The organism is uncultured Pontibacter sp., from assembly GCF_947492645.1.
In the GTDB taxonomy this organism is placed as follows: domain Bacteria; phylum Bacteroidota; class Bacteroidia; order Cytophagales; family Hymenobacteraceae; genus Pontibacter.
The window spans coordinates 39,511-61,363 of sequence record NZ_CANLMZ010000008.1 but is presented as its reverse complement, the minus strand read 5'-3'; the positions used below and the strand labels follow the sequence as shown (position 1 = coordinate 61,363).

Sequence of the window (21,853 nt, the reverse complement as noted above, 5' to 3'; positions counted from 1 at the left end):
GCAGGTAAATTTCAAAATATTTCAGGGCCATATCAGGGTGTATTAGTGCCCGCTTAGCAGGCAAAATTCGGCTCTGGCAAGCTGTAACAGCAGCTGCAGTCAATATTAAATTTCTATATATACCGCCTCTAAAATATAACAAAAACATTTAAATCTTAAACATTAATTAGGTAATGGCGTATTTAAATGTTCTAAAATAGGAATAATCTTATATAACGCTGTCATAATTAAATATATTCAAATAAACCTTTACACGTAGTATTATGAGAAAGTTTAAGATTGCGCTGGCATGCCTTGGGCTGGCCTTTATCGCCGCTTCCTGCGAAAACGAGATGCAGGACATGGATGTAATGACAAGCTCTGACAACCAGAATGCGCTGGTTGCCCCACAAGCCACCGCTTTAGACACCCTGATTACCCTTAAAGCCCCCGCCGACCTGGCGCTGGTTAGTGAGAACCTGCGCGACTACCTTACCGTGCGCGATGCGGTAGTTAAAAGCGAATGCGGCCCAACCGAGTTTGTAGCCGTTCAGAACAAGTACATTGCTATGTTGGGCCAGGAGCTTGTGCCGGTTTTTGGTGTAGATGATGCCAACTACCTGTTCGGCCTCTACATGGATATCAACTTCGTAGCAGCATACTTCGACCAGTCGGAGCCGCAGTACTTTGGAGAGGAAGGCGAGTACACCAATTTTATGACCAAGCGTAAGCGCGAACTGGAGAAGTTCTGGGATATGCCCGGCCAGATACGTGTAAATGGTCAGCACAACGCCACCCTTAACGACCGCGACAAAATAGCCAACACTTTATACAACTACTTTAATGGCATACCATCGCTTGCGTTTGCCTACCAGTACGCTGATATGCTGCTGATGTACAATGCTGCCCTGGCTACCTTGCCAGAGTCTCCGTTCTTCTCTGCAGATGGCTTTGCCACCAGCGCCGATGTGATCGTAATTGGCGATGGCCTGGTAAAGATGGTCTCAGAGGCTGGCGTTGAGGCAGATATTGTCTGGACGGGCATACTGGCGCACGAATGGGCGCACCAGATACAGTTTGATAACTTTACGGCCTGGTACCCGAATGGTGCCGCAGACAATGCACCGGAAGCTACGCGCTATACTGAGCTGGAAGCAGACTTTATGGCCGCCTACTACATGACGCACAAGCGTGGCGCTACCTATAACTGGAAACGTGTAGAGCAGTTCTTTACCCTTTTCTTCCAGATAGGGGACTGCGGTTTTACCAGCAGCGGGCACCATGGCACGCCGTTACAGCGTATGGCTGCGGCACGTTTAGGTTACGAGCTTGCAAACCAGGCGCAGAAGCAAGGGCATATACTTAGCCCCGAGCAAGTGCATGCAGCGTTTGTGGCAAGTATAAACACCGTTCTATAGATTTTCATACTTTTAAGCCAAACACAAAAGGGGCGCTACTGCTGGTAGCGCCCCTTTTTCTTTTTGCGGTTCTGCCAGAAAAGCCTTTCACTTATATGGTAGGCCCTTAATTTCAGTTTGTAGTATACATGCCCTTTTTGTAAGGGGTGGCTTACCTTGGTGCAGTCGTAAATGCGGTGGACCCAGCAACGCACCGCCAGTTTTAACCCAGGGCATACGCAACTGCGCTTTCAGGTTATCTATTTCCTTTAAGTAAGGGATTAGTTGTTTTTACCCGATTTTTCAGAAGCCTTGGCTGCTTTCTCTGACTGCTTATCGGCATCCGCACGGTTGCGTTGCGCTTTGGCCTCCATTTTAGAGGCGCGTTTTGCTTGCTTGGCGGCATCGGCAGCCTCTTTGTCTATGCGTCTGGCTTCTTTTGCGTTTGCCTTGGCAATTTTAGCATCGGCTTTGGTTTCTTTCCTGAGGTCTGATGCATCGGAGAGCCGTGTTTTATCTGCCTTCTCTTTCTCCTCCAGCAGTTGTTGTTCTGTTTTCGGTTTCTGTTCTGTGCTCTGCGCGAAGGAGAACGTTCCGATACATACTAAGAGACCGGTAAGCAGCGGGTATAAAATGAACTTGTTTTTCATATGCTCAAGGAAAAGGTATATTCTATTATCCTTACTTAAGTATACGTGCGCAGTTCAGTATTAACCGGAAACATCTAAATATAAGTAGTTTATTTTCAGTAAGTTATATTATGTGTTATACCAGGTGAGCGATAAGATTGTCCGTTGTGGTCAGGCCTGCAGCAATAATTTACCACTTTGGATCTGGTAAGTATAAATAAAGTGATTTAATACAATACGATGGATAAGTGCCATGTTACAAGACTGTACTAACCTAAGCAACACCTGATAGGCAGAACTGACCAGCTACTTTAGCTGCACCCGCTTTTATACTGCTGTGTATCCTGCTGTTTAATTTTCAAATCATCTACAAAAGCACGTCTGGAGTATAAGTATAACTTGTTACTACTTCTACTTCAGCTTAAACCCCACGTACACGCCACACTTTACAAGCTTTGCAAGTGTGTGTTGGATGCCGGATAGCAACTGGCATTACCCAAGATCCGTCCCATTCACCACAGGTACGCACCGAAAAGGAGCGGATCTTTGTGCTGCGTTTACTTTGGCAGTTGCACCCTGAAAGTGGTGCCTTTATCTAACTCAGTTTTTACTTCTATGGTACCACCGGCATTTTCAATAATCCGCTTCACGATATAGAGGCCAATGCCGGAGCCTTCCACATGGTCGTGCAGGCGCTTAAACATGGTAAATATTTTATCGATGTCGGTTTCCCTTAGGCCAAGGCCGTTATCAGTAACGGTTATGCCCAGGTGCGTAGGCGTGCTCTCGGTGGCAATGGCGATGTGGGGTGCTCTATCAGGAGAAGTATACTTCAGCGCATTGCTTATTAAATTATATACAATGCTGCGTAAGTTTTTTGCCGAGAAGTAGATGGTCGCATCGGCAGCCAGGTCAGTTTTAACTGTAGCCTCCGCAGCGGTGATATCAGGTTTAAAGTCCAGGCAAACTTCTTCTATAATGCTGTTAAGGTCTAATTTGGCTATTTCAACGCCGGCTTCCCGCTGTATTTTGGCCACCTTCGTAAGGTCTACCACTACCTTTTTAAACCTTTCAATGGAGTTGTTTATATAAGAAGTGAGCTGCTGCACTTCTTCAGACGCTAATACTTCTTCAGGCAGGTACTCCTTTAGTTCGTCTACCAGCCCTTCTATGTTGTGGATGGGCGCTTTCAGGTCGTGGGAGGCAGAGTAAACAAAGTTATCCAGGTCGGCGTTTGTTGCCAATAGTTCTTTGTTGATGGATTCTATTTCTTTTCGCGCTTTTACCTGCTCGGTAATTTCAATGGCTACTGCTATAACGCCGGTTACAAAGCCCTGCTCATCGCGCAGCGGGTGGTACACAAAGTTAAGGTATACGGTTTCCTGTTGCCCGTTGCGCTCCAGCACAAGAGGTTGTTCGTTTGCCACAAAGGGCACCCCCGTGTGCAGCACACCATCAAGCAAGGCCAGAAAGCCTTGCTCTTTGGCTTCCGGTACCACCTCTAAAATAGGTTTGCCTATGGTCTCTTCCTGGTTTACCCGCCAGATCTCGCATACACCCGGGTTGGCAATGTCCACGATATAGTTGGAGCCCCTTAACATGGTAATGCCTACAGGGGCCTGCTGGAAAATCTCGTTCAGGTATTCTTGCCGCTTCAGTATTTCCTGCCTGGCCTTTACGCTTGCTATGGATGTGGCAATGTGCCCCGTCAGGAGGCTATGGAATCCTTTATAATCTTCGTCGTACTCTTGCCTGGGGCTAATGCCGGAAACATAAAAACCAACGATACTGTCTTCGCTGGGCTTGAAAATAGGCCATATAACAGCATCGGGTACGCTATCGTCAGATACTACCTCCGCCGCCGCGCCGGATAAGCGCAGGTACATTGGCTGCCGTGTCTCGAGTATCTGGGCAAATGGCCATACCGCATCCGCTGAGGTAAAGTCTATAACTGCCGGTGCAAGTGTATCTGCCACGTTGCCCGAGGTGCCACCAAGTATGGCTGCGGAGCCCACGCTGTTGCAAAAGTATATCAGGTTAAAGGGCAGGTCGTAAGTGTTCTGGCTTAGAATGCTGCAGGCCGTTTCTGCCAGCTGCTCCATTGTTTTTACCTGCGCCAGTGCATCAGAAACATCTTTTAGCGTTTTAAGCCGGCGTTGGGTCAGTACAGAACTTGTTTCCTCGTTGCAGGCGCAAAAAACACCGTTTATCTCACCGGAATCGGCAAAGGCAGGGCTGTATGAAAAGGTCCAGTATGTTTCTTCCGCAAATCCCTTTCTTTCCAGGTACAGCAGCATGTCCTGGGCATAAAACGGTTCTCCCCGCTGCAGTATGTTTTCAACAATCCCACCAATGTCATCCCAGATTTCAGACCACATATCGCGGGCTGATGCACCTAATGCTTTCGGGTGCTTTTTGCCTAAAGCAGGCAGGTAGGCATCGTTATGGAACATGTACAGCTCCTTAGACCACCAGATAAACATCGGAAAGTTTGAGTTCAACATCAGCCTGATATTATTTTTAAGGCTTTCAGGCCAGTAAAGTGGGTCTCCGAGCGGATGGGACTCCCAATCATACGATTGCATTAAGGCGCCCATTTGACCTCCTCCACGAAATATGTTAAGGGTTTCGCTGTTTTGTATCAAAGTAGTTTAATTAATGGAGACGATTCTCTGATGTTGTCTGTAGTAACTTTTACCCGAAGTTACAACACATTCCCAAGAAATGCTAAACGCAGGTAGCTGTTGTAGGTTTTACTGTTTTATGGCGCAGGTTACCTGCTTCGGTGGTGTTAGGTGCCCTGCTGCCCACACTGGCAAGCTTGTAAACAAACGGCAACCTGCAGGTATAAGTATGGGGTAGAATGTAAGTATAAACTTCAGGCCGGCAACTGGCACAGGCAGGAGAGGGAATTACAAAGAAAACAACAGGAGCTTTTTATGTTTGGCCCCTGTTGTTCTTGCTGGTATAGCGTGACGCGGCAGCGTCAATTAATTATCGTTTTTCTCTTTTGTAGCATCTACGGTACGGGTTCGGGTGGTGGTGTCGTATTCTACCACGGTTTCGGTTACTTCATACTCGGTAGCTACAGAGTCTCGGTCTACTACCACTCCCTCATCAGCGGTTGTGCCTGCTGTATTTGTTCTCTCGCAGGCAAGCAAGCTCATCGAACCCACCATAACCATACCTGCCATTGCTAACTTTTTCATAGTTTTGTGTTTAGTTGTACATCGTTTAATACAATATGCAGTATTAATGCATTTTGGTTGTATCTCTTCTTTTTGTACGGCTTTAGACTTATAAAGGGTTTAAAAAGCTTTTAGCCCTGAAAGACACGTATTTAAAAAGTACCACAACAGGGAATAGCGCGGGGCAGCTTACCTTAGCTCATAGCCCGGGAAGTATGGCCTGGTTGGAAAGACAAAAAGAAGAAACCGTAAATTGTTTGTTTACATTAATTTAAGGTAAGGCAGCGCCTTTGCCCGGTTTTTTGCGTATATGGCTTTCAGATATTGCAAAAAAAAAGCTTCCTGGGTTGGTGCTTCATCGTGATAGTATGGCTATGCGGGAGTAGAATATGCTGTTACAAATTGCCTGCTTAAAGGAGTTTGGTTATACTTTTAGCGCTTGCTTTATGGTAACGCGCCTTCTGTAGATGGTGCTGCTATCAAAGGGAAAGATGTTGTAAAACCCGTTTTTTCTATAACTGGCCTGTCTTTAACAGAATTATTGTGCTGCAGTTAAGCAAAAAAAGTGTGGCTTGATACGAAGTTTCCAGTATCTTTAAAAATCCAAAAGCAGCGGATCCGGTTTACACCCATCTGGAATTGTATAAAGCAGAAGGCGCAGCTTCCGTCAAACTTTTACCACAGTATATGCTTATACCGGAGCCATAGCTGATTTAAAAGAAATATGAATAATAGCATAGCAGCCATAAACGTAACCATAGAAAAAAATTACGATTCAGAGTTTTGCGGCAGTATCCCGCTTCACCTGGTTAACCTGATACAGCCGCATGGAGTGGTGCTGGTACTCGATACTACTGACCTGCGCATTTTACAGGTTACCGAAAACGTAGACACTTTTCTAGGCACATCCCCTGAAAATCTACTAAATCAGCCACTTTCTGCCTTTGTTCCGGAGGCGGAGTACCTGGATATGCTGTCTAAGCTGCGCCATAAAAGTAGCCAAAACCGCATACCCTTTACGCTCAGTTTTGGTGTGCAGGGGCAGGAGGTGTCTTTTGCGGCGCTGATATTACCGCAGCCGGACTACATCCTGGTAGAACTGGAAGAAAACAATGCCAGACCCGACGACTCGTTCGTGCGCCTGTACCAGCACATTAAGTACATCACCTCGCTAATGAAGCAGGCAGGCAACACCCCCGAAATCGCACAGCGCACCGCCGAGGAGCTAAAGTTGTTCAGCGGTTTCGACAGGGTGCTGGTGTACCAGTTTGATCCGAAATGGAACGGCATTGTGGTGGGGCAGGCCAAAGAAGAAGACATGGACGATTATATGGGCCTGCGCTTTCCGGCATCGGACGTGCCCAAGCAGGCGCGTGACCTGTACTTTAAAAACCCGTATCGGCTTATACCTACGCGCAGCTACACGCCCGTGCGCCTTACACCAGTAGTTAACCCGGTTACACAGCGTTTTACTGATCTCACGGAAAGTAACCTGCGCAGCGTGGCCAATGTGCACCTGGAGTACCTGGCAAACCTGAACATCATGGCCTCCATGTCGCTCCCCATCATTATCGATAATAAGCTTTGGGGGTTGATCTCGTGCCATCATAAAACCGCTAAATACCCGAGCTACGAAATGCGCTCTGCCATGGAGCTGCTTTCCGGTATACTTTCGGCACAACTGGAGGCAAAGCAGCGCGAAGAAAACATGGCCCTTAAGGTGCACCTGCACAGCATGCACGTTAAGCTGATGGAGCAACTCTACACCACCAATTTTTTTGCCGACGAGCTGCTGGACGGAGAATCGAATATACAAAGCCTGCTATCGCTTTCAGGGGCTGCCGTGGTATACGAAGGCAACATCTGGAAAAGAGGCATCACCCCCTCAGACCAGGAAATAAAGGAACTGACCTCGTGGTTACGGCGCAATAAAAACACGGGCCTTTTTGCCACCGCCACTTTACCCGTTGATTACCCCCACAGCAAGGATTACAAAGAAGTAGCCAGCGGCATGATCGCCTTACCCATTAATGCGGAGCACGGTGATTTTATGCTTGGCTTCAGGCCGGAAGTAAACCAGACTGTAAACTGGGGCGGAAACCCCGATAATGCGATTCAAATGGAGGCCGACGGTAAAACATACCATCCGCGCAACTCTTTTGCTATTTACAAAGAAACAGTTAAAAACACCTCGCTGCCCTGGCAGCACGAAGAGATCGAGGCTGCAGAAACTCTCCGGATTGCCGTGCTGGAAAAGCTGATAAAAGAAAGATATTAGCAAATTGCAGAAAGTATAAACAAGCCGCAGCTTAGAGAGTTTATTTGTCAGGAATACAGATTGCTACATGTCATCACCTAACTCATTGCAAAGTAAAAGTACAATTAAGCCCGCCACCGATCATTACCTTGTGGGCATTGGCGCCTCCGCAGGTGGCCTGGAGGCGATACATGAGTTGTTCGATCATTTCCCGAATAACTCCAGTTTTTCCTTTGTCATTATTCAGCACCTTTCCCCAGACCATAAAAGCCTGATGGCGGAGCTTTTAACCAAGCATACAGAAATGCAGGTGCAGGAGGCAGAGGATAACATGTTTACGAGGCCTAACCGGGTGTATGTGTTGCCAAGTGGCAAACAACTGACAATAGAGCATGGCCGATTACGCCTGACAGACAAAACCCGTAGCCGCGAGCCAAATTTTGCCATCGACCTCTTTTTTGAATCGATGGCGAAAAGCCGGGGAAAGTATGCCATTGGCATTGTGCTCTCTGGCACCGGCACCGACGGAACCAAAGGAGTTAAAGCCATAAAGCAGGCAGGTGGCATGGTGGTAGTGCAGGACCCGGAAACTGCAAAATTTGACGGTATGCCCCGCAGCGCCATTGATGCAGGAGCATTTGATTTTGTGCTGCCGCCAGCGTACATGGCCAATGAGATAATTGAATACACCCGTAAATTACCGCTGGTGAAAAGCTTGATTGACAATAAAGAACAAGGAGAGGACGAGGCAGTTCTAAAAGAGATCCTCGACCTGGTATGCACCCACACCCAAACCGATTTTGCAAATTACAAAGAGGCTACCATCAGCAGGCGCATACACAAGCGCATGGACATGCTGCAGGTACCCGATATGGCAGCATACCTTACGTTCCTGCACGAAAATCCGATTGAGATTAAAAGGCTGTGCCAGGAATTCTTCATCAATGTAACTAACTTTTTTCGCGATCCGGAAGCCTTTGAGGTGCTGGAGAAAGAGGTTATACCAAACATTATTGCCGAAAATGGAACAGAGCAGCCTGTAAAAGTATGGGTGGCAGCCTGCAGCACCGGCGAAGAAGTTTACTCGCTTGCCATACTTTTCTGCGAGGCATTTAAAAAGGCAGGGCGCGAACCGCATATAAAATTGTTTGCTACCGACATAGACCAGCAGGCGATTACACAAGCCTCTAAAGGTAGCTACCCATTATCCATTTCCAAGCATGTGTCGGCAGAGCGCCTGCAGGAGTTTTTTTACCGCAAAGGCAACCGCTACCTTGTAACAGAATCGCTGCGCAAGCTGGTGGTTTTTGCGCAGCACGATCTGCAGAAAGACCCGCCTTACAGCCGCATGGACCTTGTTACCTGCCGTAACATGCTCATTTACCTGAACCAGGATTTGCAGAATAAGGTGCTTGGCTTATTTCCGTATGCTTTAAACCTGGGCGGATACTTGTTTCTGGGGTCCAGCGAGCACATCGGGGAGATGAAATCCTACTTTACCGAAATCAGCCGCAAATGGAAGGTGTTCCGGAAGATAAAAGATAACAAAGATGTTAGGCAGAATTACGGCGTTACAGATTACACGAACACCTTTAACTACTCCAGCCAGATAAGCAAGTATAAAACCTCTCCCGAAACCCGCTACAACGACTCCTTTATGGACGCTGTTTCGGAGGACTTTAAAATGGCAGGCCTTTATGTGGATGAGAATTACCAGTTGCTGCACGGCATCGGGGATATCAACCGCTTTCTTAAGTTCCCGGACAGGCGCCTGCACTTTAACCTGATAAAGATGGTGCCCGAGGAGCTTGCCGTTGCCCTGAGTGTCAGCATCCGGAAAGCCCTGAAGCAGGACCGCAAAGTGGTGGCCAGGCAGGTGACTGTAAAGATGGGTAAAAAGGAGCAGCTGGTGCATGTGTCTATTCGCCCGATCACCATCGACAAAGGGCAGCCCAAAGTTATTCTGGTGCTGCTGCAGGAAATGGGGGAGGTAATGCCATTGCCTAAAGTTTCAGAGCTTACGTTTGTATCAGACTCAGACTACTACCAGCAGCTTACCAACCTGGAGATGGAGCTGAAAGAGGCTCGTGAGGGTTTGCAGCTAACTGTGCAGGACCTGAGCACCGCAAATGAAGAACTGCAAAGCACCAACGAAGAGTTGATGTCCTCGAACGAGGAGTTGCAAAGCTCCAACGAAGAGATGCAGTCGCTTAACGAAGAGCTGCATACCGTTAACTCCGAACACCAGTTAAAGATAAAAGAACTGCAGGAGCTGAATGAGGACCTTGACAACTACATCCGAAGCTCTAATATCGGGCAACTGTTTGTAGACCATCACCTGGTTATCCGTAAGTTTACCCCGTCCGTTATAGGGCTCATCAATATAATCGGAAGTGATTTGGGGAGGCCGATACATCACCTGTCGCACAACCTCAAATACACACGTCTGCTGGAGGATATCCAGCTTGTAAACAATACCTCAGCGGACATAGAGCAGGAGGTGGAAACAACCGATGGGAAATACTACCTGATGCGCATTATCCCATACCTGAAGCAGGATGGGAATAAGGATGGCGTGGTGATAAGCTTTGTGGATGTAACCGCCCTGAAGAGGCTGAGCAACGTAGTGCAGGGAGTGCTGAACAGCTCGCTGAACTGTATTATGGCCTTTAGCGTGGTTAGAGGCGAAAAGCATGAAATTACGGATTTTATATGGACGCTGCTTAACAAAAAAACAGAAGATCTGGTGGGCCGCACCCAGGCCGACCTCATGAACTCCAGCGTATTATCGGCGATGCCTTTCCTGAAAAAGAGCGGCCTGTTCCGGAAGTTTGTAAACGTAGCGGAGGCCGGTAATGCCATACACATAGAGCAGCAGCTGGAAATAAAAGGCAAAACTGCCTGGTACGAGATTGCTGCCGTGAAAATGGGCGATGGCGTAACCGTAACTATGGCCGATATCACCGAAAAGAAGACCAGCGAAGACAAAGTGCTGATGGCTTATGAGGAACTGAAACTAGCAGAGGAAAACCTTATTAAGCTGAACAATGAGCTGGAAAACAGGGTGATGGAACGTACCAAAGAGCTTGCATCCAGCGAAGAACGCTTCCGGATGGTATCGATGGCCACAAACGATGTAATCTGGGATTGGGATGTAGTGAACAACGATGTATGGTGGAGCGATAGCTTGCAATCCATACTTGGTTTTAAGGCGCATGAAATAGGCAAAGGGGTAGACGCATGGTTTAACCTGATCCACCCGGATGATAAAGAGGAGGTAGTGCGCGATATAAATAAAGCGATCAACTCTGGCAAAGACCAATGGGCAGGGGAGTACAGGCTTGGCAAAAAGGACGGCACGTACGCTTATGTATCCAACAGGGCCTACATCATGCACAACGAATACCAGATGCCATACCGGGTTTTAGGTTCGTTTATAGACCTCACCGACCTGAAACTGACGCAGGAAAAGCTGCAGCAGACAAACGAGCACCTGCTGCGTGTGATCGAAGATCTGGATACCTTCGTTTATACTGCCTCGCACGACCTGAAGTCTCCGATCGGGAATATAGAGGGCCTCATGCTGCTGCTGGAAGAGCAGATAGCATCGGCAGGCCCTATACCTGGTGAGCCTATCCAGCCTGTTTTTGAGATGATGAAAGGCGCCATCAGCCGTTTTAAGAATGTAATCAAAGACCTGACGGATATTGCCAAGGTGCAGCGAGACATAGACGGCGAGCCTGAGCAGGTGAAAGTGGAAGAGGTTTTCAAGGATGTAAAAGAAAGTGTAAAAGAGCTGCTGCAAAGCGAGAATGCTGTCATCAAAACAGATTTTAATGAGGTGCCTTATATAAACTTCTCCAAAAAGAATCTTTACAGCGTGCTTTATAACCTTACAAGTAACTCTTTAAAGTATAAAGCCAAGGACAGAGTCCCGGAAGTGCATCTAAAAACAAAACGGATTGACGGCTATGTGCTTTTAAGCATAACAGACAATGGGCTGGGTATAAGCGAGGAAAATGTCACGAAGCTATTTACCTTGTTTAAGCGTTTCCATACCCATGTTGATGGTACAGGTATGGGCCTGTACATTGTAAAGCGCATGGTAGAAAACGCAAACGGTTTTGTTAAAGTGAAAAGTATAGAAGGAAAAGGAACAACCTTTGAGTTATACTTTAAAGACTGATGCAGCGCATACTTTAAAAGAGAGGCCCCGGAGAACCGGGGCCTTTTTTGTTGTGCTCCAAGCATCGACGGTCTCCCTGCTTATAGCTGAATCCACAGCTGTAACAGAACAACTCGCCTTTTTACTTTGGTTTGCGTAAATGCATAGGCTAATCTAAAAACAAGTATAAGCTAAGAGCAAACAAACTTATCAAAGTATAATTCTGGAGTATGAATATAACAAAATATCCTGGCAGCTCTTTTCCATTGGGTGCCACCTGGGATGGGGAGGGAGTTAACTTTGCCCTTTACGCTGAAAATGCTACTGGTGTAGAGCTGTGCCTTTTTGATAACCCTGACGACAGCAAAGAAGCGGAGCGGGTAAAAATGATGGAGCGCACACACCATGTATGGCACGTATACCTGCCCGGTTTAAAACCTGGACAGCTGTACGGCTATCGTGTTTCCGGGCCTTACGAACCTGAAAACGGGCACCGGTTTAACCCAAATAAATTACTGATTGACCCTTATGCCAAAGCCATAGCTGGCACCATTGAGTGGCACGACGCTCTTTTTGGCTACGAGTTAGGGCATGACGATGAAGATCACAGCTACAGCAAAACAGATAGTGCGCCCTACCTGCCCAAGTGCGTGGTGATAGACCCTAACTTTGACTGGGAAGGAGACAAGCCTCCTAAAATCCCATATCATAAAACCATTATTTACGAGTCGCATGTAAAGGGGCTAACGCAGCTGCACCCCGATATCCCGAAAGAGATACGCGGAACCTATGCCGGCATTGCCCACCCCGTAACCATACAATACCTGCAGGACCTGGGAATAACGGCGATAGAGTTAATGCCGGTGCACCATTTTGTAACAGACCGCTACCTGAAGGATAAAAACCTGACCAACTATTGGGGCTATAACACCATTGGTTTTTTTGCGCCCGATGTACGCTATTCTGGCACAGGAGTACGAGGGGAGCAGGTTAATGAGTTTAAGAACATGGTGAAGGCGCTGCACCAGGCTGGTATTGAGGTAATACTGGATGTTGTTTACAACCATACTGCAGAAGGTAACCACCTGGGGCCAACGCTTTCGTTCAGGGGCATAGACAACGCTTCTTATTACCGCCTGGTAGAAGAAGATAAACGCTACTACATGGACTATACCGGAACAGGCAACACCTTGAACGCCATGTTGCCAAGCGTGCTCCGGTTAATTATGGACAGTCTGCGTTATTGGATCCTGGAGATGCACGTAGACGGCTTCCGCTTTGACCTGGCTTCTACACTAGCCCGCGAACTGCACGAAGTAGATCGCCTCAGCTCATTTTTCGATATCATACACCAGGATCCTGTTATATCGCAGGTTAAGCTGATTGCTGAGCCCTGGGACATTGGAGAAGGTGGATACCAGGTAGGCAAGTTCCCGCCGGGATGGGCAGAGTGGAATGGCAAGTACCGCGACTGCATCCGGGATTACTGGCGCGGCGAGGGAAGTATGCTGGGCGAGTTTGCCGAACGCTTTACAGGCAGCTCCGATCTGTATAAAGACGACTACCGCAACCCGACAGCAAGTATAAATTTTGTGACCGCCCACGACGGGTTTACCCTGAACGACCTGGTTAGCTACAACGAAAAGCACAATATGGCCAACGGTGAGGACAACAACGATGGTGAAAGCCATAACCGTTCCTGGAACTGTGGGGTGGAAGGGCCGACAGAAGATGCACAGGTGCTGGAGTTACGGGCAAGGCAGAAACGAAATTTCCTGACAACGCTTTTCTTGTCGCAGGGTGTGCCTATGATGGTGGCCGGTGATGAGTTAGGGCGTACACAGAACGGTAATAACAACGCCTATTGCCAGGATAATGAAATATCCTGGATCAACTGGCCAGAAGCTGATGCAGACCTGCTTGCCTTTACACAGAAGCTGATCGCGTTCCGTAAAAGCCACCCCGTGTTCTGCCGCCGCCGCTGGTTTCAGGGGCAACCTATAAAAGGTGTCGGGTTAGAGGATATTGGCTGGTTTTTGCCAGAAGGTGCTGAAATGTCGGAAGAGAACTGGAGCCATGACTTTGCCAAGTCGCTGGCGGTGTTCCTGAATGGCCGTGGTCTGCACTCACCGGGGCCTAAAGGAGAACAGACCGTTGACGATAATTTTTACGTGATGTTTAACGCACACAATGAACCCCTTACTTTTAAGTTGCCAGCTAAAAAGTATGGCAGCAAATGGACGAAAGTACTTGACACCAGCGACAGCCGTATTGAGGAAGAAGGCAAAGTATATGAGCCGCATAAAACAATCACCTTACAAGGGCACGCTATCGTTGTAATGCACAGTACAATGAGTTAAAGAAAGGAAACTACAGGTATGGCAAAAGATGTTCAAGTGCACCTGTTTTTATCTGCAAACAGTCCGCAGCTGCCATGATTAAATACTTATACTTCGCGATAAGCCTGTATTTAGGTGTAATAAGGGTGTGAATTAACCTGAACAGGTAGTTAAGCATATTTTACTGGCGTAAAACAAAGAACAATAACTTTCCAAAAATCAATGCCTGATTGTGTTGCTGGATACCTTTAGAACTGAGAGTGGTCAATACCTTTTACGGGTGCTGAGGTTGGCCACTCTCAGTTTTATGACGCTATAATGCAGGCTACCCTGCACCTGTATTTATTCTTTTTTGATCTCATAGTTGTTATAGAAGCCAAGGACCTGCAGTAATTGATTGGAGGTCCTTAGCTTTTTACTTAAATGTCCCTCCGAAATCAAGAAGAAGCCGCCACATAAATCAGGTATATCTGAAAAAGCATCTTATACGCAGCAGGGCAAACCAGAAAACTCCTGAAACAACAGCTTGTTATGAGGTAGCTTCCGGCGCGTTATTTCCTATGTTTTCCAGCGCCCGATGAGCATAAAGCAAGCTTCTAAGCGTAGTATAGTCAAAGGATTTATAGGAGATGGAATTCACACCTGTGAAAAAGATTTGAAGTGTAGTATACAGTTCTGAGCTAAGAGGGATTGTGTGTGCGGCGCCATCCCCAACTGGTTTTATCTGAAGGCCCTTCGGCGCGATTTTAACTTCAAAGCTTGCCAAAGTTTCATCCAAAATCTTTTGCTCCTGCTCTTCAAGTGCCAATAGCACCTCATCTGTTGTAAAAGTTTGTTTCATCTGGGTAAAGTATGGCCAACGTTTAACCTCCTTTAGAGGGGGCTTTATACACTTAAAGTAAAAATTAAAGATATGAATCGGATCAGTAGCAACACCTAACTTAAATAAGTATAAATACCTGTATTTCGTGTATTGATAAAGATTAAACGCTCAAAATTTACAGGTTACTTTTTTGCACAGCTAACGCCATGCCTGCTAAACTGTACTTTACAAGTATAGCTAGTGGGGCAGCTGCCAGTATTGCACCGCAAGGGAGCGTAAAAAAATATAATTTAATACCTTTGGCAATTAACGTTAAGCAATCCACTCGCTAAAGGCAAGATCTACCAAACTGTAAGAAGCTTTTGCCCCAAACGCAGCTTGGTACAACTGCAGCTATGGCAATTGCGGGGCTGCAACAGAATGTTTGTACTAAACTGTGGCTTCTGGATAGCTGGCCTTTAACAGACAATGATTACTAAAGGCCCCAGGTTGCCTGGCGTTGGATTATGTGCCTGGATTGTGCACCTTTATACTTTAGCGATAAAATGCGAACAGCTGCCAAAGCTATTTTTTAAATTATTGATGAGCAAAAAACAAGCTATACTTGATGCCGCCTTAAAACTGTTTACTGAAAACGGGGCCAGGGCAACATCTACAAAGTCTATTGCTTTTGAAGCCGAAACCTCTGAAGCGCTGATATTCAAACACTATGGTTCTAAGGACCAGTTGCTGGAAGAAATAATTAAGAAAGGCTACCAGGTTGCCGCTAAAACAACTAACCCCTACCTCAGTAAACTTTCTCATCAGGAGTACATTTCCAAAATGATAGAGTTGCCTATCATCTTGACGCAGTCGAACCCGGACTTCTGGAGAATGCAGTATAAAATAATGCCGCTCAATCCAATATCATCGAGGTACCACGAAGTATTTATGAAGCCTTGCCTTGATAAACTCACGGAGTGTTTTTTAGAGCTGGGTTACGATAACCCGAGCTTAGAGGCAGAGCTGCTGTTGATTCACATTGATGGTGTATGGAAATATTTTGCAGCCAACCAATTAGACCTGGACAAAGAGCATGCTTTAATCGCTATCATGAAGCAGAAGTATAACTTATAGTATTTTCACTCGCTTTATAAATTGCCGGCTCACGCTGCCATATCTCCAAAGCACTTGCCGTTCATACTGCTACATCGTTAGGGTAAGAAAACTATCAGAATTGAAATATAATATATAGTTTATTTATAAAATATTTAGCTGTCTCGTTTGTATTAATAGTAGTCTATAGTGCTTTTATAGGTTCTATTGCAGCCTTTGTTAATAATTTATTTAAGAGGGCACCAGGGCTGTAGTATATTTGTTGTTTGAACAATAGTACATTTTGTTATTATATTGCGTAAGAGGTTTGTTGAATATACCTATAACCCAATATTTGTGGTTTTAAAAATTAGAAATGAATACAGAACCTGATGTTTTTTTGACAGTTGATGGTATAAGCTTACCAAATGATTACTACAGGCTGCTTGTTCAGAATATAACAGATTATGCAGTTTTCCTATTAGATGCTACCGGCCATGTGGCTACCTGGAACACAGGTGCTGAGCTCATAAAGCAGTATACAGCAGAAGATATCGTTGGGAAGCATTTTTCTGTGTTCTATACCCAGGAGGATAAAGACCGTGATTACCCTGCAACTGAACTGAAGGAAGCTGTAAAGCATGGCAGGTACGAAGACGAAGGGTGGCGCGTAAAGAAAGACGGCTCCGTATTCTGGGCTAATGTAATCATTACGCCGGTTTTTGGTGATAACCATGAGTTGCTTGGGTTTACAAAAGTTACAAAAAACCTATCGGAGCGGAAAAAAGCCGAAGACGATCTTTACAAAGCGTATGAAGGCTTAAAGGAAAGCGAAGAAAGGTTTAGGCTACTGATACAGGGCGTAACAGACTACGCCATTTTTATGCTTGACCCTGCCGGTAATGTAGCCAGCTGGAACGAAGGGGCTAAAAAGCTGAAAGGCTACGAGGCAAAGGAAATCATAGGTAAATTTTTTGCCAAGTTTTACAGCCGCGAAGCTATAAAGCAGGGTTATCCGGAGTATGAATTGGAGCAGGCAAAAGCAAATGGCAGCTTTGAGGACGAGGGCTGGCGATACCGTAAAGATGGATCTGCTTTCTGGGCTAACACCGTACTTACGGCTATATATAATCCAAAGAACGAGCTGGTAGGGTATTCTAAAATTACCCGGGACCTTACAGAGAAAAAGAAGTTGGAGCGGCAGCTTTTCCAGATGAACGAGGAGCTTAAAGAAAGTGAAGAGAAAAGCCGCCTGCTTATTGATAGTGTAAAAGACTACGCTATCCTGATGCTTAACCCTGATGGAATTATAATGAGTTGGAATACTGGTGCCGAGCGTATCAAGGGCTATACTCCAAACGAAATCATCGGAAAGCATTTTTCAATATTCTACAATCGCGAAGCGATAGAAAGTGGGTTCCCTCAGTTTGAGCTTAAACGGGCAATAGCTAACGGCCAATTTGAAGATGAAGGCTGGCGCATACGCAAGGACGGCACAGCCTTTTGGGCTAACGTGGTGATATCGCCTATCTATAACCTGGAAAAACGCTTGTTAGGCTTCGCAAAAATTACCCGCGACCTGACGGAGCGCCGCCGTAACGAGGAGCTGATGCGAAGAAACATGGAGCTGGTTCGTATAAATAACGAGCTGGATAACTTTGTGTACACCGCATCACATGATCTTAAATCGCCTATAACTAACCTTGAGGGGTTGCTTACTGCCTTAGAGGAGGATCTTGGAGAGGATTCTGCTAAACATAGAGAATTGTTGAAAATGATGGGAGGTGCAGTTACAGTTCTCAAAAATGTAATAGCAGACCTGGCAGATGTAACGAAGCTACAGCACAATGTGCAGCAGGCAGAAAAAGTAAGTATCGCAGCAATTATAGAGGAAGTAAAGGAAAGCCTGCGGGATATTATTGCTACAAGCAAAACCGAGATTAAAGCAGATGTATCTGGGTTTGAAACGCTGAACTACCCACGTAAGAACCTGCGAAGCATCCTGTATAACCTGATATCAAATGCCATAAAGTACTCCGACCCGCTAAGAGCACCAGAAGTAAGTATAAGAACAACAATAACTGATACAGGCGAGTATCTGGTAACAGTATCAGACAATGGTTTGGGTATTGCTGAACAGCATAAAAACAAAGTTTTTTCTATGTTCAAGCGTGTGCACGATCATGTTGAGGGATCAGGCGTTGGCCTGTACTTGGTTAAAAAGATCCTCGACAACTCAGGCGATAGAATTGAGTTAGAAAGTGAGCTCGGGAAAGGGTCAGATTTTAACGTATACTTTAAACAGTAGAATGCTAAAGGTATTATCAAAGCACTTAACTGTAATAATACTTGTAGGCTGGTTGCAATAATGTGTTTGTAGCAAGCGTGGGTGTTCTAATAGTGAGGGAGTAATCAGGCTGTAGTTTCATAGCTTGATTACTCCCTCACTATTTTTATTAGTAAATATTGTCATCGTTTCTCAGTACTTGCCAGATTGTAAGGAACACGATTTTGAGATCGAGTAGGATAGACCAATTTTCCAGGTACCACAGGTCAGCCTTAACGCGGTTCAGCATGGCAGCAGTTTCTTTTGTCTCACCTCTGTAGCCGTTAACCTGTGCCCACCCGGTGATGCCCGGAGTGAGGAAGTGGCGCACCATATAGTTGTTTATAAGCACCGAATAGTCTTCTGTGTGCTTGAGCATATGTGGGCGTGGCCCTACCACCGACATATCTCCCATCAATACGTTAAAGAATTGTGGAAGCTCATCAATGCTTGTTTTTCTGATGAACCTACCGACCTTGGTAACTCTGGCATCATTCTTTCTTGCCTGCACCTTGTCGCTTTCGCTGTTCACGGTCATGCTCCGGAATTTGAGGCAGTAGAAGGGTTTGTTGTTTTTTCCGGAGCGTAGCTGCTTGAAGAACACAGGCCCCCTGGACTCCAACTTAATGATGATGGCCATAACTGGCACAAGCCAGCTGAGAAGCAAAACAATAACCAAAGCAGAGAAGAGTATGTCAAAGCCTCTTTTTATGATTTCGTTCGCCATGTTTTCCAATGGCTCCTGTCTTGGCTTTAGCACAGGCGTATAACCAAACATCTCTACCATGAAATTGTGGTGAATAGTGCCTTTTATGTCGGGCACTAATCTGAAGCGGATCATATGTTTGTCTGCTTCCTGCATCAGCTGTTCTATTACATTATTTTCTGTGTAAGGCAAGGCACAATAAATCTCTTGTATCCTGTTTTCTTTTGCATGGCTGATACATTGTTCTATTTGGCCCAGATAGTTAACGTGGGCAGGGACCTTTGCATGCGTATTTTCGTATATTCCGGCCGCATAATAGTCTAGCTGGGGATTGGCCATAACATACTCATAAAAGTCTACTCCTGCTTTTGTGGCGCCTATAATAGCTATGCTGTTAGAGTGGAGCCAATGCTTTCGGTTATACTTGCGTAGCAATAAAAACGCGAAGCGCCAGCTAAGTATAAGTACAGGAAAAACCGTAAAGTAGTATATGAAAGGGGTTGGCGGAATGTAGAGATGCGGCAATGTAAACTTTACAATTATTGCCATAGCCATAAACACACATAGTGCCCCAATATTCGACGACATCATTGGTACAGCATCACGTTTTAGTATATAGCTGTACGTGCTGAATATAGTGGAACTGTAAAACCAGCAAAAGTTTAGGAGAACAACTGTTAACCTCAGATCATACACATCCACCGATCTTATATGGCTTTCAGTCAGGATAAAACAAGCATACAAACTTATATTAAGTATTGTATAGTCAACTACGACATTTATCCATTTAAATAAAGTTGAATATTTGTTTGCCATAGCAAGAATATATTTTAATATAAATACTTGTATTTTTAAGAGTTAAATATCAATCCTGATAAATCTCTAAGACTAGCTGTTTAAATTAAATAGATATATATTAAGAGCTGATAAAATAAATCTTTCTATAAAAAATATACTTAATCTAAGTGTATAAGGTTGTTGATATTATTATAATATTATTATTTATTATGAAAATTCCTTAATGAAATCTATGCTTAGATATAGCTATTATGTAATATTTTTAATATTAAATAATGTGTTGTAAAGCTGCAAAGACTAGTTGCAGGATATAATTTTACTAGTAGGCAGGTTGGAAGGAGAGTTTGTAAACCAGCATGGATAGGATAAGCAAATTAAAGCTGGCGTAAAAAGCGAAAGGATGCGAATAAAAGTATGATAGGCATGGGAGAGATGAGCAATGTATCGATTCTAAAAGCTACAATACGTAAAAAGGATAACTGGGTAACCCCTGCAGTAAAGTATAACAGGAAAGTTAACAGAAGAAGAAGGGAATAGAAGATTAAAGTAACCTTAGTTACATACTTTTTACGGAAGTATAAGCTTATGAAAGATGCACAGATACAAGCATGCAGAAGCCTGTAGCAAAGGTTGACAAGTGTAGGATTATGCAATTTCAGTATCGAATCAAGTGCATAACTAATTTCCTGTAGGTGTATAAAATTACTTAAAGTAAGCGTATAATCTGATAGTTGTTTTTTTATTGGAACTTCATAAGCCCCTACCAGTAGGAATGCAACTACCAGTATCGTATACATACTCCACCTGAATAGCTGTACCTGTAAATAATTAAATGGCTTCTGAGCTAGCATGCTGTTTTAATCCTGAATACTTTTTCACCCATAGCATCCATAAAGCAAATACCGCTGCATATACTATAATTGTAAAAGTGTATTTATGGTTAAATTCCACAGATTGATTAAAATGATAAGCGTTTAATGCCAATGCTGAAACACGCAATACATTCAGAATATGAATCACAATAATTCCAGCCGGAATGAAAAAGAACTTTTTAGCTAATGATCCTGGAAATGCTATTATGAAACCTGCGAAAAGCGCCATGATAATCATGCCATTACATGCATCATTTACAAAAACTGTATCAAAGCCGTCTATTCTTACAAATATGTTCTTTGCCTCAGCATGATATCCCAACAGTTGTAATGTAACAACACTAGCATCCACGATGCTAAGCGTTAACCAATCATCAAACCTGCTGAGCCAAAGATCATAAAGGAGAAACCACCCAATGCATAAACCCAAAGCATAAATTAAAAAGCGTATTACTTTACTATATTCTTTCATGCTTAATTAAGATGAGAGCCATAAGATGATTTACTCGTGTTACTGTAAGATTATGCGTCTATAGTTCCATTCTTGCTATTACGATAATCACGCATCTTCTTAAGACCATAAGCCGCGCCTGCTGCCAGGAGTATACTAGCTCCGCCATCAATTGGCACACCACTTGGTTTGTTATGACCTGGCGCATTACCGCTGTTACCCGGAGCACCACCACTTCTGCCAGGTGCATCATTGCTTCTGCCCTGAGCTACCGTATCTGTAGTAGCTGTAATTGCAACTACTCCAAGAAATAATACAGATTTTAAAATAAACATTTTCATACCAGATAAATTAAAGTTGTATAAACATATAAGTAGACATATAAATTTTATATCAAGTAGAGGGAATTTGGAAATGATGTAGAGCAAATGAGCGGCAGTTAATCAATTATAAGCTATAAATACAAATTATAATACTTAAGTAATTATATATGTAATAAATTTTACAAATAAGTAAAATTCAGTACGAAAAAGCAATATCTAAAGTTGAATATAATATTATTTTTTGTTGGAATAATTAAAAATATAAAATAAGTAGATAAAGTATTCGGCTAATACATCTTCTGTAATCTTCAATACGTGCTTGATAGCCATGCTTTTATACAAGAAGCTATAGCGAGGTAGTGAGCATTAAAAGTTCAAATCTTATAGATAACAACAGGTATAGCAAAAAAAAATATTTAATTTAATGAATATAAACTATAACTTTTGCGTATAGCTGATAAATTATAGCTGCTTAAAATTATTATATAAAATAATTATTGTGTTATAATTTATGGGTCTTATTGTT

Annotated in this window: 13 protein-coding genes; 6 read left to right on the top strand and 7 right to left on the bottom strand. The window is 44.5% G+C overall.

The window, feature by feature from the left end:
* Positions 1-263 precede the first annotated feature (263 nt).
* A complete protein-coding gene (locus Q1A23_RS10775; protein WP_299823072.1) occupies positions 264-1,397 on the top strand; it encodes a hypothetical protein in 1,134 nt (377 codons plus the stop codon).
* 260 nt (positions 1,398-1,657) lie between these two features.
* On the opposite strand, the gene Q1A23_RS10770 is transcribed toward Q1A23_RS10775, so the two are convergent.
* From Q1A23_RS10770 to Q1A23_RS10760, 3 genes are all read right to left on the bottom strand, one after another.
* A complete protein-coding gene (locus tag Q1A23_RS10770; protein WP_299823069.1) occupies positions 1,658-2,026 on the bottom strand; it encodes a hypothetical protein in 369 nt (122 codons plus the stop codon).
* Positions 2,027-2,562: 536 nt separating this feature from the next.
* Positions 2,563-4,650: an ATP-binding protein gene (locus Q1A23_RS10765; RefSeq protein ID WP_299823066.1), complete on the bottom strand. Its 2,088-nt coding sequence runs from the start codon at positions 4,648-4,650 to the stop codon at positions 2,563-2,565.
* A gap of 345 nt (positions 4,651-4,995) precedes the next feature.
* Positions 4,996-5,214, bottom strand: coding sequence for a hypothetical protein (locus Q1A23_RS10760; RefSeq protein WP_299823064.1), 219 nt, complete (start codon positions 5,212-5,214; stop codon positions 4,996-4,998).
* A gap of 703 nt (positions 5,215-5,917) precedes the next feature.
* On the opposite strand from Q1A23_RS10760, the gene Q1A23_RS10755 reads away from it, so the two are divergent.
* The 3 genes from Q1A23_RS10755 (at position 5,918) to glgX (ending at position 13,975) form a co-directional block, all read left to right on the top strand.
* Positions 5,918-7,471, top strand: a complete 1,554-nt coding sequence (locus Q1A23_RS10755; protein ID WP_299823061.1) for a GAF domain-containing protein — start codon at positions 5,918-5,920, stop codon at positions 7,469-7,471.
* A 67-nt stretch (positions 7,472-7,538) separates the two neighbouring features.
* Complete coding sequence (locus Q1A23_RS10750) at positions 7,539-11,636, top strand: chemotaxis protein CheB (protein WP_299823058.1); 4,098 nt, start codon at positions 7,539-7,541, stop codon at positions 11,634-11,636.
* A 209-nt stretch (positions 11,637-11,845) separates the two neighbouring features.
* A complete protein-coding gene (gene glgX / locus Q1A23_RS10745; RefSeq protein ID WP_299823054.1) occupies positions 11,846-13,975 on the top strand; it encodes a glycogen debranching protein GlgX in 2,130 nt (709 codons plus the stop codon).
* Positions 13,976-14,483: 508 nt separating this feature from the next.
* Here the strand turns inward: glgX and Q1A23_RS10740 are convergent.
* Positions 14,484-14,795 (bottom strand): hypothetical protein, encoded by a 312-nt coding sequence (locus Q1A23_RS10740; protein WP_299823051.1) that lies wholly within the window; start codon positions 14,793-14,795, stop codon positions 14,484-14,486.
* 564 nt (positions 14,796-15,359) lie between these two features.
* Here Q1A23_RS10740 and Q1A23_RS10735 point away from each other — a divergent pair.
* Together Q1A23_RS10735 and Q1A23_RS10730 are read left to right on the top strand one after the other, a co-directional pair.
* Complete coding sequence (locus Q1A23_RS10735; RefSeq protein ID WP_299823048.1) at positions 15,360-15,893, top strand: TetR/AcrR family transcriptional regulator; 534 nt, start codon at positions 15,360-15,362, stop codon at positions 15,891-15,893.
* Between the two features lie 334 nt (positions 15,894-16,227).
* Entirely contained in the window at positions 16,228-18,159 is a 1,932-nt protein-coding gene (locus Q1A23_RS10730) for a PAS domain-containing sensor histidine kinase (protein WP_299823045.1), read from the top strand.
* 148 nt (positions 18,160-18,307) lie between these two features.
* Here Q1A23_RS10730 and Q1A23_RS10725 read toward each other — a convergent pair whose 3' ends face one another.
* The 3 genes from Q1A23_RS10725 to Q1A23_RS10715 form a co-directional block, all read right to left on the bottom strand.
* Positions 18,308-19,699: an undecaprenyl-phosphate glucose phosphotransferase gene (locus Q1A23_RS10725; RefSeq protein WP_299823042.1), complete on the bottom strand. Its 1,392-nt coding sequence runs from the start codon at positions 19,697-19,699 to the stop codon at positions 18,308-18,310.
* A gap of 810 nt (positions 19,700-20,509) precedes the next feature.
* The gene (xrtX, locus tag Q1A23_RS10720; RefSeq protein ID WP_299823039.1) at positions 20,510-21,025 is read right to left on the bottom strand and encodes an exosortase X; all 516 of its coding nucleotides are present in this window, start codon (positions 21,023-21,025) and stop codon (positions 20,510-20,512) included.
* A 50-nt stretch (positions 21,026-21,075) separates the two neighbouring features.
* Positions 21,076-21,345, bottom strand: coding sequence for a PID-CTERM protein-sorting domain-containing protein (locus Q1A23_RS10715; RefSeq protein WP_299823035.1), 270 nt, complete (start codon positions 21,343-21,345; stop codon positions 21,076-21,078).
* Positions 21,346-21,853 lie beyond the last annotated feature (508 nt).

What these genes read in the sequence shown, in the direction of transcription:
- Q1A23_RS10740 (WP_299823051.1), bottom strand. Translation starts at nt 14,795, where the DNA reads ATGAAACAAACTTTTACAACAGATGAGGTGCTATTGGCACTTGAAGAG.
- Q1A23_RS10770 (WP_299823069.1), bottom strand. Translation starts at nt 2,026, where the DNA reads ATGAAAAACAAGTTCATTTTATACCCGCTGCTTACCGGTCTCTTAGTA.
- Q1A23_RS10775 (WP_299823072.1), top strand. Translation starts at nt 264, where the DNA reads ATGAGAAAGTTTAAGATTGCGCTGGCATGCCTTGGGCTGGCCTTTATC.
- Q1A23_RS10715 (WP_299823035.1), bottom strand. Translation starts at nt 21,345, where the DNA reads ATGAAAATGTTTATTTTAAAATCTGTATTATTTCTTGGAGTAGTTGCA.
- xrtX (WP_299823039.1), bottom strand. Translation starts at nt 21,025, where the DNA reads ATGAAAGAATATAGTAAAGTAATACGCTTTTTAATTTATGCTTTGGGT.
- Q1A23_RS10725 (WP_299823042.1), bottom strand. Translation starts at nt 19,699, where the DNA reads ATGGCAAACAAATATTCAACTTTATTTAAATGGATAAATGTCGTAGTT.
- Q1A23_RS10755 (WP_299823061.1), top strand. Translation starts at nt 5,918, where the DNA reads ATGAATAATAGCATAGCAGCCATAAACGTAACCATAGAAAAAAATTAC.
- Q1A23_RS10735 (WP_299823048.1), top strand. Translation starts at nt 15,360, where the DNA reads ATGAGCAAAAAACAAGCTATACTTGATGCCGCCTTAAAACTGTTTACT.
- Q1A23_RS10760 (WP_299823064.1), bottom strand. Translation starts at nt 5,214, where the DNA reads ATGAAAAAGTTAGCAATGGCAGGTATGGTTATGGTGGGTTCGATGAGC.
- Q1A23_RS10730 (WP_299823045.1), top strand. Translation starts at nt 16,228, where the DNA reads ATGAATACAGAACCTGATGTTTTTTTGACAGTTGATGGTATAAGCTTA.
- Q1A23_RS10750 (WP_299823058.1), top strand. Translation starts at nt 7,539, where the DNA reads ATGTCATCACCTAACTCATTGCAAAGTAAAAGTACAATTAAGCCCGCC.
- glgX (WP_299823054.1), top strand. Translation starts at nt 11,846, where the DNA reads ATGAATATAACAAAATATCCTGGCAGCTCTTTTCCATTGGGTGCCACC.